This is a genomic window from Escherichia sp. E14S1 (assembly GCF_004211995.1).
Lineage (GTDB): Bacteria > Pseudomonadota > Gammaproteobacteria > Enterobacterales > Enterobacteriaceae > Escherichia.
In genome coordinates this window covers 41128-54807 of record NZ_RHJQ01000002.1, presented here as the reverse complement: position 1 = coordinate 54807, position 13680 = coordinate 41128, and the positions used below count along the sequence as shown (strand labels likewise).

Annotated in this window: 5 protein-coding genes; 4 read left to right on the top strand and 1 reads right to left on the bottom strand. The window is 51.3% G+C overall.

The window, feature by feature from the left end; genetic code table 11:
• The first annotated feature begins 93 nt into the window (after positions 1-93).
• The 4 genes from hsdR (at position 94) to symE (ending at position 7291) form a co-directional block, all read left to right on the top strand.
• On the top strand, positions 94-3606 hold the full coding sequence (gene hsdR / locus D9734_RS00930; protein ID WP_165383260.1) for a type I restriction-modification system endonuclease: 3513 nt from the start codon (positions 94-96) through the stop codon (positions 3604-3606).
• 201 nt (positions 3607-3807) lie between these two features.
• The gene (gene hsdM / locus D9734_RS00925) at positions 3808-5397 is read left to right on the top strand and encodes a type I restriction-modification system methyltransferase (RefSeq protein ID WP_130204722.1); all 1590 of its coding nucleotides are present in this window, start codon (positions 3808-3810) and stop codon (positions 5395-5397) included.
• Positions 5394-6722 (top strand): restriction endonuclease subunit S, encoded by a 1329-nt coding sequence (locus tag D9734_RS00920; protein ID WP_130204720.1) that lies wholly within the window; start codon positions 5394-5396, stop codon positions 6720-6722. The genes hsdM and D9734_RS00920 overlap by 4 nt, the downstream gene beginning before the upstream one ends.
• A 227-nt stretch (positions 6723-6949) precedes the next feature.
• Positions 6950-7291 (top strand): endoribonuclease SymE, encoded by a 342-nt coding sequence (gene symE, locus D9734_RS00915; protein ID WP_130204718.1) that lies wholly within the window; start codon positions 6950-6952, stop codon positions 7289-7291.
• A 42-nt stretch (positions 7292-7333) separates the two neighbouring features.
• Here the strand turns inward: symE and D9734_RS00910 are convergent, their stop codons facing one another.
• Positions 7334-13675 (bottom strand): DEAD/DEAH box helicase, encoded by a 6342-nt coding sequence (locus D9734_RS00910; RefSeq protein WP_130204716.1) that lies wholly within the window; start codon positions 13673-13675, stop codon positions 7334-7336.
• Positions 13676-13680: the final 5 nt, after the last annotated feature.

Here is a 13680-nt window from a genome sequence, read left to right as displayed (position 1 = left end):
CCGGTCATTGTCCGGAAAGGTACAGAAAGCTAAGATAGGGCGTTATGGGCCTTAAATATTTGGACAGGCCCACACAGCAATGGATTAATAACAATGATGAATAAATCCAACTTCGAATTCCTGAAGGGCGTCAACGACTTCACTTATGCCATCGCCTGTGCGGCGGAAAATAACTACCCGGATGATCCCAACACGACGCTGATTAAAATGCGTATGTTTGGCGAAGCCACAGCGAAACATCTTGGTCTGTTACTCAACATCCCCCCTTGTGAGAATCAACACGATCTCCTGCGCGAACTCGGCAAAATCGCCTTCGTTGATGACAACATCCTCTCTGTATTTCACAAATTACGCCGCATTGGTAACCAGGCGGTGCACGAATATCACAACGATCTCGACGATGCTCAGATGTGCCTGCGACTCGGGTTCCGCCTGGCTGTCTGGTACTACCGTCTGGTCACCAAAGATTATGACTTCCCGGTGCCGGTGTTTGTGTTGCCGGAACGTGGCGAGAACCTCTATCACCAGGAAGTGCTGACGCTAAAACAACAGCTTGAACAGCAGGTGCGAGAAAAAGCGCAGACTCAGGCAGAAGTCGAAGCGCAACAGCAGAAGCTGGTTGCCCTGAACGGCTATATCGCCATTCTGGAAGGCAAACAGCAGGAAACAGAAGCGCAAACCCAGGCTCGCCTTGCGGCACTGGAAGCACAGCTTGCCGAGAAGAACGCGGAACTGGCCAAACAGACTGAACAGGAACGTAAGGCTTACCACAAAGAAATTACCGATCAGGCCATCAAGCGCACACTCAACCTTAGCGAAGAAGAGAGTCGCTTCCTGATTGATGCGCAACTGCGTAAAGCAGGTTGGCAGGCCGACAGCAAAACCCTGCGCTTCTCCAAAGGCGCACGTCCTGAACCTGGCGTCAATAAAGCCATTGCCGAATGGCCGACCGGGAAAGATGAAACGGGTAATCAGGGCTTTGCGGATTATGTGTTGTTTGTCGGCCTCAAGCCCATCGCGGTGGTAGAGGCGAAACGTAAAAATATTGACGTTCCCGGCAAGCTCAATGAGTCGTATCGCTACAGTAAATGCTTCGATAATGGCTTCCTGCGGGAAACCTTGCTTGAGCACTACTCACCGGATGAAGTGCATGAAGCGGTGCCGGAGTACGAAACCAGCTGGCAGGACACCAGCGGTCAACAACGGTTTAAAATCCCCTTCTGCTACTCGACCAACGGGCGCGAATATCGCGCAGCGATGAAGACTAAAAGCGGCATCTGGTATCGCGACGTGCGTGATACCCGCAATATGTCGAAAGCCTTACCCGAGTGGCATCGCCCGGAAGAGCTGCTGGAAATGCTTGGCAGCGAACCTCAAAAACAGAATCAGTGGTTTGCCGACAACCCTGGCATGAGCGAGCTGGGCCTGCGTTATTATCAGGAAGATGCCGTCCGCGCGGTTGAAAAGGCTATCATCAAGGGTCAACAAGAGATCCTGCTGGCGATGGCGACCGGTACCGGTAAAACCCGCACCGCAATTGCCCTGATGTTCCGCCTGATCCAGTCCCAGCGTTTTAAACGCATTCTCTTCCTTGTCGATCGCCGTTCTCTTGGCGAGCAGGCGCTGGGGGCGTTTGAAGATACGCGTATTAACGGCGACACCTTCAACAGCATTTTCGACATTAAAGGGCTGACGGATAAATTCCCGGAAGACAGCACCAAAATTCACGTAGCCACCGTACAGTCGCTGGTGAAACGCACGCTACAATCGGATGAACCGATGCCGGTGGCCCGTTATGACTGTATCGTCGTTGACGAAGCGCATCGCGGCTATATTCTCGATAAAGAGCAGACCGAAGGCGAACTGCAATTCCGCAGCCAGCTGGATTACGTCTCTGCTTATCGCCGCATTCTCGATCACTTCGATGCGGTAAAAATTGCTCTCACCGCCACCCCGGCGCTGCATACGGTGCAGATTTTCGGCGAGCCGATTTACCGTTACACCTACCGTACCGCAGTTATCGACGGTTTTCTGATCGACCAGGATCCACCGATTCAGATCACTACCCGCAACGCCCAGGAAGGGGTTTATCTCTCCAAAGGCGAGCAGGTTGAGCGCATCAGCCCGCAGGGAGAAGTGATCAATGACACCCTGGAAGACGATCAGGATTTTGAGGTCGCCGACTTTAACCGTGGCCTGGTGATCCCGGCGTTTAACCGGGCCGTCTGTAACGAACTCACCAACTACCTTGACCCGACCGGATCGCAAAAAACGCTGGTCTTCTGCGTCACCAATGCCCATGCCGATATGGTGGTGGAAGAGCTGCGTACCGCGTTCAAGAAAAAGTATCCGCAACTGGAGCACGACGCGATTATCAAGATCACTGGTGATGCCGATAAAGACGCGCGCAAAGTGCAGACCATGATCACCCGTTTCAATAAAGAGCGACTGCCTAATATCGTGGTGACCGTCGACCTGCTGACGACCGGCGTCGATATTCCGTCGATCTGTAATATCGTGTTCCTGCGTAAAGTACGCAGCCGTATTCTGTACGAGCAAATGAAAGGCCGCGCCACGCGCTTGTGCCCGGACGTGAATAAAACCAGCTTTAAGATTTTCGACTGTGTCGATATCTACAGCACGCTGGAGAGCGTCGACACCATGCGTCCGGTGGTGGTGCGTCCGAAGGTGGAACTGCAAACGCTGGTCAACGAAATTACCGATTCAGAAACCTATAAAATCACCGAAGCGGACGGCCGCAGTTTTGCCGAGCACAGCCATGAACAACTGGTGGCGAAGCTCCAGCGCATCGTCGGCCTGGCCACGTTTAACCGTGATCGCAGCGAAACGATAGATAAACAGGTGCGTCGTCTGGATGAGTTATGCCAGGATGCGGCGGGAGTGAACTTTAACGGCTTCGCCTCGCGCCTGCGGGAAAAAGGGCCGCACTGGAGCGCCGAAGTCTTTAACAAACTGCCTGGCTTTATCGCCCGTCTGGAAAAGCTGAAAACCGACATCAACAACCTGAATGATGCGCCGATCTTCCTCGATATCGACGATGAAGTGGTGAGCGTAAAATCGCTGTACGGTGATTACGACACGCCACAGGATTTCCTCGAAGCCTTTGACTCGCTGGTGCAACGTTCCCCGAACGCACAGCCGGCATTGCAGGCGGTGATCAATCGCCCGCGCGATCTCACCCGTAAAGGGCTGGTCGAGCTACAGGAGTGGTTTGACCGCCAGCACTTTGAGGAATCTTCCCTGCGTAAAGCGTGGAAAGAGACGCGCAATGAAGATATCGCCGCCCGGCTAATTGGACATATTCGCCGCGCTGCGGTAGGCGATGCGCTGAAACCGTTTGAGGAACGTGTCGATCACGCGCTGACGCGCATTAAGGGCGAAAACGACTGGAGCAACGAGCAATTAAACTGGCTCGATCGTTTAGCGCAGGCGCTGAAAGAGAAAGTGGTGCTCGACGATGATGTCTTCAAAACCGGCAACTTCCACCGTCGCGGCGGGAAGGCGATGCTGCAAAGAACCTTTGACGATAATCTCGACAACCTGCTCGATAAATTCAGCGATTATATCTGGGACGAGCTGGCCTGACATGTATACACTTCATCCTTCAGGCTGCCTCTGCGTTGGCTGCGCTCGTTCACCCCGGTCACGTACTTCTGTACGCTCCCGGGGATTCACTCACTTGCCGCCTTGATGCAACCTGAATGATTTTGTGTATATTACCGTCGGCAATTTCTTCTTCTGCGGCCCCAAACAATGCGGGCCGTTGTTTAATTTACGGAACTCACAATGAACAATAACGATCTGGTCGCGAAGCTGTGGAAGCTGTGCGACAACCTGCGCGATGGCGGCGTTTCCTATCAAAACTACGTCAATGAACTCGCCTCACTGCTGTTTTTGAAAATGTGTAAAGAGACCGGGCAGGAAGCGGAGTACCTGCCGGAAGGCTACCGCTGGGATGACCTGAAATCCCGCATCGGCCAAGAGCAGTTGCAGTTCTACCGTAACCTGCTGGTGCATCTGGGCGCCGACAATCAAAAGCTGGTGCAGGCGGTGTTCCAGAACGTCAACACCACCATTACCCAGCCAAAACAGTTGACCGAACTGGTCAGCAATATGGATTCACTGGACTGGTACAACGGCGCGCACGGTAAGTCGCGCGACGACTTCGGCGATATGTACGAAGGGCTGTTGCAGAAAAACGCCAACGAAACCAAGTCTGGCGCGGGCCAGTACTTCACCCCGCGTCCGCTGATTAAAACCATTATTCATCTGCTGAAACCGCAGCCGCGTGAAGTGGTGCAGGACCCGGCAGCCGGTACGGCGGGCTTTTTGATTGAAGCCGACCGCTACGTTAAGTCGCAGACCAATGATCTGGACGACCTTGATGGCGACACGCAGGATTTCCAGATCCACCGCGCGTTTATCGGCCTCGAACTGGTGCCCGGCACCCGTCGTCTGGCGCTGATGAACTGCCTGCTGCACGATATTGAAGGCAACCTCGACCACGGCGGCGCAATCCGTCTGGGCAATACTCTGGGTAGCGACGGTGAAAACCTGCCGAAGGCGCATATTGTCGCAACCAACCCGCCGTTTGGCAGCGCCGCAGGCACCAACATTACCCGTACCTTTGTTCACCCGACCAGCAACAAACAGTTGTGCTTTATGCAGCATATTATCGAAACGCTGCATCCCGGCGGTCGTGCGGCGGTGGTGGTGCCGGATAACGTGCTGTTTGAAGGCGGCAAAGGCACCGACATCCGTCGTGACCTGATGGATAAGTGTCATCTGCACACCATTCTGCGTCTGCCGACAGGTATTTTTTACGCGCAGGGCGTGAAGACCAACGTGCTGTTCTTTACCAAAGGCACAGTGGCGAACCCGAATCAGGATAAGAACTGTACCGACGACGTGTGGGTGTACGACCTGCGTACCAATATGCCGAGCTTCGGCAAGCGCACACCGTTTACCGACGAGCATTTGCAGCCGTTTGAGCGCGTGTTTGGCGAAGATCCCCACGGTTTAAGCCCGCGCACGGAAGGGGAATGGAGTTTTAACGCCGAAGAGACGGAAGTTGCCGACAGCGAAGAGAACAAAAATACCGATCAGCATCTGGCTACCAGCCGCTGGCGCAAGTTCAGCCGCGAGTGGATCCGCACCGCGAAATCCGATTCGCTGGATATCTCCTGGCTGAAAGATAAAGACAGCATTGATGCCGACAACCTGCCGGAGCCGGATGTATTAGCTGCAGAAGCGATGGGCGAACTGGTACAGGCACTGGGTGAACTGGATGCGCTGATGCGTGAACTGGGAGCGAGCGATGAAGCGGATGCGCAGCGTCAGTTGCTGGAAGAAGCGTTTGGTGGGGTGAAGGAATGAGTGATCATATGTTTCAAATTCCTGAACCATGGGAAATATCAAAATTACCAGAGATTGCAGATATTAACATGGGGCAATCGCCATCAAGCTCAGATGTCAATGAACATGGTGAGGGAATTGTCTTTTTCCAAGGTAAAGCAGAATTCGGTAAATTATATCCAACACCCAAAAAATATTGTACAAAACCAACTAAAATTGCGTCCGCTGGGGATATTTTATTATCTGTAAGAGCCCCTGTAGGACCAACAAATCTGGCAAATCAAAGCACTGCTATCGGAAGAGGCTTGGCTGCAATTAGTGCTTATCATGGATTAATGGAGTCCAAGTACCTTCTTTACTTTTTCAAATGTATTGAACCTTGGTTGAGCACGCAAGGAACAGGTTCTACTTTCAAAGCAATATCCGGACAATTTATAAGAGATTTGCAATCCCCTGTTCCTCCACTTGCCGAACAAAAAATCATCGCTGAAAAACTCGACACGCTGCTGGCGCAGGTAGACAGCACCAAAGCACGTCTTGAGCAAATTCCACAAATCCTGAAACGTTTTCGTCAGGCGGTGCTTGTAAGTGCTTTATCAATAACCAATGAAAAATCTCCAGAGGCTGACAACATTGTTAAACTTGTCGAAGTTGCAGAAAAAATAACTGATGGGGAACATATAACACCTAAGACAGTTGAAGCCGGTATACCTTTACTGTCAGCAAAAGACGTACAAGAAAATGAATTACTATTTGATAATGTTAAATATTTATCAAAAGAAACCGCGGATAAAGCATTGAACAGATGTTCACCTGAAAAAGATGATATTTTAATTGTAAGTAGAGGTGCAACTGTAGGCAGAACGCATTTGGTATCAATTAATACTAAGTTTTGCCTCATGGGAAGTGTTCTACTCATAAAACTAAATAAAAATATAGTGTTGCCTAGTTTTATGAAATTAGTATTCAATAATATCTCTGGACAAAAACAATTAGTCTCAGCCTCTGGTGCTACGGCGCAACAAGCGATCTATATACGTGATGTAAAAGAATTTAAATTTAAGTTATTATCCATCCCCGAACAACGCGAAATCGTTCGCCGCGTCGAGCAGCTCTTCGCCTACGCCGACACCATAGAAAAACAGGTCAACAACGCTTTAGCCCGCGTCAACAATCTGACGCAATCCATTCTGGCAAAAGCGTTCCGTGGTGAACTCACCGCCCAGTGGCGGGCCGAAAACCCGGATTTAATCAGCGGAGAAAACAGCGCCGCTGCATTGCTGGAGAAAATCAAAGCTGAACGCGCAGCCAGCGGGGGTAAAAAAGCCTCGCGCAAAAAATCCTGATCATTATTTTCTGGCGCACCTTTCCGGTGCGCTTTTTATTATTTCATGCCAATCATAACTCACATAAATATATTTAAATCATTCCGGAAATTGCCCATTTTATTCTATTTTTAGCTGGACTTTCCCTGTATTTACTGATGATATATCCAGGTATTTAGCGCGGTGCGGATGTGCGCCAACACACCCGCACCGCTAATCACAATCACTATTATCGGAGAATAGCCGTTATGACTGACACGCATTCTATTGCACAACCGTTCGAAGCAGAAGTCTCCCCGGCAAATAACCGTCAATTAACCGTGAGTTATGCGAGCCGCTACCCGGATTACAGCCGTATTCCCGCCATCACCCTGAAAGGTCAGTGGCTGGAAGCCGCCGGTTTTGCCACCGGCACGGCGGTAGATGTCAAAGTGATGGAAGGCTGTATTGTCCTCACTGCCCAACCACCCGCCGCCGAAGAGAGCGAACTGATGAAGTCGCTACACCAGGTGTGCAAGCTGTCGGCGCGTAAACAGAAGCAGGTGCGGGAGTTTATTGGAGTGATTGCCGGTAAACAGAAAGTTGCCTGAATGGAAAAACGCTCCCGACACGACGTCGGGAGCGGTTCATCATCAGGAGGCGATCACCTCCACCAGCACATCTGTTGCCCAACTCTCTTCGCTGTTGGCGACATTCCCTTCCTTGCAGGCCTGAGCCATTTTGACTAACTGGAAAGAAACGTCATCGCTGAAGTCAAAGTAATGCCATTTCGATGCAAAGTTGATGCGCCAGTAGCCCATCCCCTGATCGAAGCGGATCTTCAATACCTGACCATCCTCAAAAGTCACCGTCAGTTTACGATGGTGAGGGATATCGCGCGGCGAGTCGAACACCGTCAGTTCTACCTGCCTGCCCAGCGCAGCTGCAAACCACTGATCAGCGAAATCCTGAAAATCAGCTATGCTCATCCAGTCATGGAAAGGCCGGTTACCGGGGCGATCTTTATCTTTAAACAGCGTATCCAACGCCACTTCAGCGCCATCGGTCAGCTTTGTTTTTAGCGGTCTCAGAATTGATCCCAACAACGCCAGCGCAACCGGGTTTTGCAGATAGCGATCGGTATAGTGAACGCCGGTAATTCGCGTATTTTTCATCAGTGACTGCGCTTCTTCATGGTCGTTAAACAGCACGTCCCAGAAGCGTTGCCCAAACTGCGACAACGGTCCATTCAACTGTTTGTGGATCTGAATGTCTTTGACCCGCTCGACAGCGTTGGCGGCTTTAGCTGGCAGAATAAACTCGCTCAGTTCTACCGTTTTATAACCGAGACTACGTACCACCAGTTCGTCATTCAGGTGCCACTCCGGCCCCGGAATCGTTGCCTGCTGGCTGCGAGAGGCCAGCGTCATCACGCGATCGGCAAAGGTGACCTGGGCAACAATCGGTAATTGCAGTTCCTGTTCAACATGGCACAGTCGCACACCCAGTGCAGTAAATTGCGATAGTTCATGCAACAGGTCCGGGTCATCCACTCCCGCAGGAATAACAAGATCGACCTCGACGTTGTCTTTTAGCCGATAGCTCTGAATAGCCGCGCGGAACTGACGGGCGTATAAATCCCACTCATTGGGCGCACCGGTCATCCACAGAGTGAGCTTTTCAGCGCCTTCGTTAATCGCCCGGCGAATCGTATCGCCAATGGCGCCAGGGCAGTAGCGGGCATCCGGCAGCGAGAATGTCTCTTCATCCGGTAAACCGATGTAATACGTGAAGTCATCGCCAAGCCAGGCCAGCGCCGCTTTGCGATCCAGCAAATCGTGATCGTGGCGAGTCTGGGAGTCAAGCAGACATTCACTGCATGCAGTATCACAATGACGGCAGCCTAACTGTTTCACCATTCCCTGCAAAATAGCTTCAATGTGTACCGGTGCGCTGGAGGCAAAACCTGCACCACCGCTGATCACATCATAAAGCTGTACGGCTAATACCGATTGCCCATCCTCCAGTCTGACCGGCCGTACAGAATAGCCGAGTTCTGCGGCGGAGATACCCAGAACGCCCGCCAGCGCCTGACGCAGAGCAACCGCCAGAGTCATAGCGACAATCCGCCCCTCTTCTGTGTTATCTGGCAGATACTCGCCATTTTGTGGTTTGCGCAGAACCATTTCAAAGACATCGGTGCGCGCCAGTGCGCCCAGGGTGACGTTCTTCATGAGTGCCGTCGAACCGGGGCAAATCAGACGATGATTCTGGCTGTCGCGATCCGCTTTACCCGGACGCGGTGGATAGTGAGCTTCCATACTTTTCGGCGCATCATTTTCATTCAGCATCGACTCCGCACGGCCACAGCTCAGACACAATGCATAACCGTGTCCACCTTCCCCCAGACTTTGCTGGAAAACATGCCCATCAGCCCCAGAAGCCATATAACCCATTAGCGGGTTAGGCAACGGTACGGGCTCTGCTTTAACAAAGACCCAGGCGGGGACAACAGGGACGAATTTCATGGTTTCAATATTGTTCGTTACCGGAGCGTGTGCATCGGTGACAAACCCGGCAGGCTGCAGCACCTGACGGCGATTATCCATGATTATTTTTTCGCCGCAGGCGCTATTGGAGCAAAAGAGCATCCCGGAACTGCTCATCCCCTCTTCATAGCCAATGGTCCCGCATTTGTGACAGCGCCAGGCACAATCCAGACGCTGGGCTTCATTGGTATCAGCATTAATGTTGTGCCAGTGCAGTGAGACACCGGCAGAGCGGAAGACACGGCCATCAAGAATGATCTCTGCTCCCGGTGCATATTCACGAATGGCAACACCGAGGTTACGGGAAGGTAATCCTTTATAACGGGAGACGTTATCTTCACGGTCCTTTTTATCACGACTTTTTTGCGATTTTTCGCGGATATAATCTTCCATTGTGAAGTTATCAAACGTCACTACATCTGTCGGGAAGCCGTATCCCGGCAGGAAGGTTCTGGCAGCCAGATCGCGCAGCAGATACTCTCCACAGTGTCGTTTCTTCTCCAGCTCTATGCGCTTACGATAAGGCGTTTGCGGCTGCGACTCACGCTCCTGGGTCACGAGATCGCGATAAACGGAGAGCCACCGCTGTTGCAGGAAGGTGATCGCGCTGATTGTTTTATCCCGCAGATGTTCAGCTCTTGCACCATGCAACGCCGTACCTTTCACCAGCCGTTCCAGCGCCGTGTCGATATCAAGAACCGGGCGTTCCAGCCAGACTTTAAAGCGTTCGCATTTTGACTGCCCGTCATCTTCACCGAAAAACCAGAGGCTATCGAGGCTGGTTTTCTCTTTATCGGTTTCGCCAATAACGTTACATAAAAAGTCAGACAGTAATAATGCATTGACGTGACGTTGCACCAGTCGGGCGGAGTTCATCGCGACCATGGGTGCCGGGATCATGGTTTCAAATGGCCAGAGCGGGTTGGCAAAAACCTGCTGGTCGTGTGGGTTACCTTTACATAGGGTGTAAGAGATCGCACGTGATTCTTTACTACGCCCGGCTCGCCCGGCGCGCTGTAAATAGTTGGCCGGATGTGGCGGTACGTTGTTCATTACCACCGCAGTAATGCCCCCGATATCAACCCCCATTTCCATGGTGGTGGAACAGTTGAGAACATTTAGTTGCCCATTCTTGAACATCTTTTCATAGCTTTGCAGGCGTTCTGACGACTGCTGGGCAGAGTGCTCGGCCGTGCGATAGTAGAAACCGCCTTCCACGACACGATCGTTGATGTCTGTCCAGACGTTTTCCGACCGCAACTGTGCGATCAGCGGATCATTGCTGACCCAGTCGCGTGCTTTTGCCAGCCCCTCTGCATAGTCTTCCTGTGAACGATCCAGCTTCCAGATTTCCGGCATGGTGACTTTCTGCGCGACAAAAGTGTCATATTGCGCCTGGGTAAGATGTTCGAACGAAATATGGGTGGGCAGATAAGGGGTTAAGCCTTTAAAAGCCGTATCCAGGATTTTATTGGTTACCGGGCAAATCCAGGCATCCGTGATTAAAGAAAAAGTCATATGCTCTTTCGGTAAATAAAAACGGTTGCCATCGGGTTTCAGTACTGCAAGCGGTCCGGTAAGTTGGGCCCATGCTTCTTTCAGCCATGTATTGATAATATCAATAGTCGCCGTATTGACGGTTTTGAATCCAGCCCCCAGCATCAGTAACTTCGCTAAACGATGGGATACGTTGCCATTACGAATTTGAGGCCAGCGTCTGTTCTGATTATCTTCAGGATCTTTTGATTCCGGGTTACGGACGAATTTTGATGAAAAACGGCTACCAATCCAGTTTTTCAGCTCATCATCCAGCTGTGTGAAGTTACTCTCACGAACGTAAAGATCCAACGTAACCTTGAGAAAATCACGCCAGTCATCCAGCGTTAATCCTTTTTCCTGCCAGTGCAAGGGGAGCTTATGTATTTTCTCCAGCCCCTGGTAACCAACCTGAACCAGCCCCTGTGTTTCCAGGCTGTTAGTCCGTTTAGGGCGACGCATGAATTCCCGGAACAACAACATTTCCGAAAGCTTTAGTGGCCCGCCGTTTTTATTAAACACTTCAGGCTGCAAATAGTGGTTATATTTCAGTACCGGGCCACGGATATCGGCTTTATCTTTAAGCTCGTTAACCATTTCTGTCCAGGTGCGGGATACCAGGGTAGTTGCTGCTTTTCCACCGGTTGCAGCCTGATAAGCCTGTTCAAGCTGTTCAGCCTGCGCTTGTGACAATTTCGCCTGGTCTGGCATTCCCCAGCTTCGATATTCTTCTGCCTGCTCACGGGCTTGCTTCGCCCTGGCCGCTAATTTTTCCAGATCGGCATTGGCATTCGGCGCCGTGGACGTTTGCGTCCGTTGATGCCAGCTCAGAATTTCGACTACGCTTCCGCGTAAGAGACTGCGTTCTGCTTCTTGCTGCATACGCACCGCCATTCGAGCTGTACCTTGTCGACTGTCCGTAAAGGTAATGAGTCGACGTCCTCGCCCTGGCAACGAATCTGGTCCGACGCCCTCTTTGCCTTCATCACTGGTAAAGTCCTGACAATACTCAAGAACGGTAGGCACGATGTTAGTAACGTAAAATGGCCCACCTAATAATGCACGCCGGAAGGGTTGTTTCCCGCTCATGCCTCGGTAGCCACAGCCGCTGGCGCTACAAACCTTTTTATCATTAATAATCAGCGGAATGCTGTCATTGTTAATAACGCCAATACGGCGCGTCTGGCGGTCGAGGCGTTGTAGGGTATAGCCTGTCTCGCTGGTCTCTCCTGCGGCAATAATCAACGGAGGCAGGAAACCGTTCTCTTTTTCGACTTTTTCCTCTGTAGTGTCATGTTCAACAGGTACTTCATCCTGCAAGGAGAACTCATCGCCACCTTTATTTTCCCATTGGACAAGTTTGCCCTTTTTGTCCTGCGCCAGAAGATGAGGCTCATTACAATCATTACAGAACGCCACTTCGTAGACAGGGCTTCCACAGTCGCAATTTTGTCGCTGGTTCACATACACATAGCCAAAGGGCCAGCCTTTTTCGAGCGGTGTACCGTGCTTTAATCTGCAATTTTTATCCACACAAGCCCATATTCCCTGGGTATTACGCTGGAAGATATGCGCCCTGACTTTAAGAAATGCGGGATCCTTTGCATTAGGTTGAGTCCCTGAACAGACATCGATCCAACGCAGTACTTCCTGCTGGCTGTAATGCTGTTTTGTCAGCGCATTTAACCGCTGCGTCATCTGATCCAGTTTCATTGGATTGGGTTGGCTAACCAACATTTCACGTATGTAACGCGCTTCGGGGGAGTGCGTAAGCGCATAAAAGCGATCAGGACTTATCCCTTTAATTTTATTATCATTTTTATCTTTTAGATCCAGATCAGGTATTTGCTCTATTTCGTCTAACGGAAGAGAAACGTTTTTGGATGGTTCCAGTTCAGGAATCACCCGACTTCCGTCCAGAACATCGATGCGCTCCTGCGGGATACCGGATAATTCAGAGAGAAATTTTTTCAGCTGCTTTTCGGCGTCGCTGCCGGCAATGGTCGCAGAGGTCGCTACAAAGCGCACATCATCTGGCGTCACGCCAAACGCTGTCATCACACGACGCAGCTGGAGCGCCAGTTCAGCAGCCTGCGACCCGACATAGGTATGCGCTTCATCCAGTACAATCCAGCGTAGTGATTTTTGTGCTTTGGATTGCTGGATAATCGGGGCGTCGATCTGGCGAACCATCATATATTCCAGCATCGTGCCGTTGGTCACCAGAATCGGCGCAGGTTCTTCACGCATTTTTTCGCGCGAGAGCACCTCATTCGGCCTTTTTGCCTGTTCGCTTTTTACCGAAGCGTGTAGGTTTTCGGTGTTGCCGTTGTAAAGGCAGTAGCGGATCCCGGTACCAAAACCACGCGTCCAGGCATCCAGACGCTCGCGCTGTGAATTAATCAGGGCGTTCAATGGATAGAGAAAAAGGGCTCGGACACCGACCAACGGATTGTTGCCATTTTCATGCAGTTCCCGGTAAAGATCTTCCAGCACCGGAACCATAAAACATTCCGTTTTACCTGAACCCGTACCACTGGTTACCACCACCGAATGTTTCTTTTCCAGCAAAGCTTTCCAACTGGCTAACTGGTGTGTAAAAGGCTTCCAGTCAGCACCAAATCGGTACCGGCCATTACTCTGATCATCCAGTGAATCAACCACTGCTTTGCTCAACAATGCGTTGCCTTCCGTCAGACTGCGCATCGTGTGGTTTGACTCCTTCCAGCCAAACATTTGCTGGAATACCGGAGAAGCAAGGAATGAGCCCGGTTTCCCACAATCAGCCCCCATTTGCTGCGCGAGATGTTCACGCAACTGCGGGTTTGTAACGCCCATGATACTGAGCGTTGCTTCAGTTGAACGAGACAACGATTGTTCAATAAGTGACGAAAAATAGCGTGTAGTCATCCTTA

Excerpts from the sequence above, each read along its gene's own strand:
- hsdR (WP_165383260.1), top strand. The coding sequence starts at position 94 with ATGATGAATAAATCCAACTTCGAATTCCTGAAGGGCGTCAACGACTTC.
- symE (WP_130204718.1), top strand. The coding sequence starts at position 6,950 with ATGACTGACACGCATTCTATTGCACAACCGTTCGAAGCAGAAGTCTCC.
- D9734_RS00910 (WP_130204716.1), bottom strand. The coding sequence starts at position 13,675 with ATGACTACACGCTATTTTTCGTCACTTATTGAACAATCGTTGTCTCGT.
- D9734_RS00920 (WP_130204720.1), top strand. The coding sequence starts at position 5,394 with ATGAGTGATCATATGTTTCAAATTCCTGAACCATGGGAAATATCAAAA.
- hsdM (WP_130204722.1), top strand. The coding sequence starts at position 3,808 with ATGAACAATAACGATCTGGTCGCGAAGCTGTGGAAGCTGTGCGACAAC.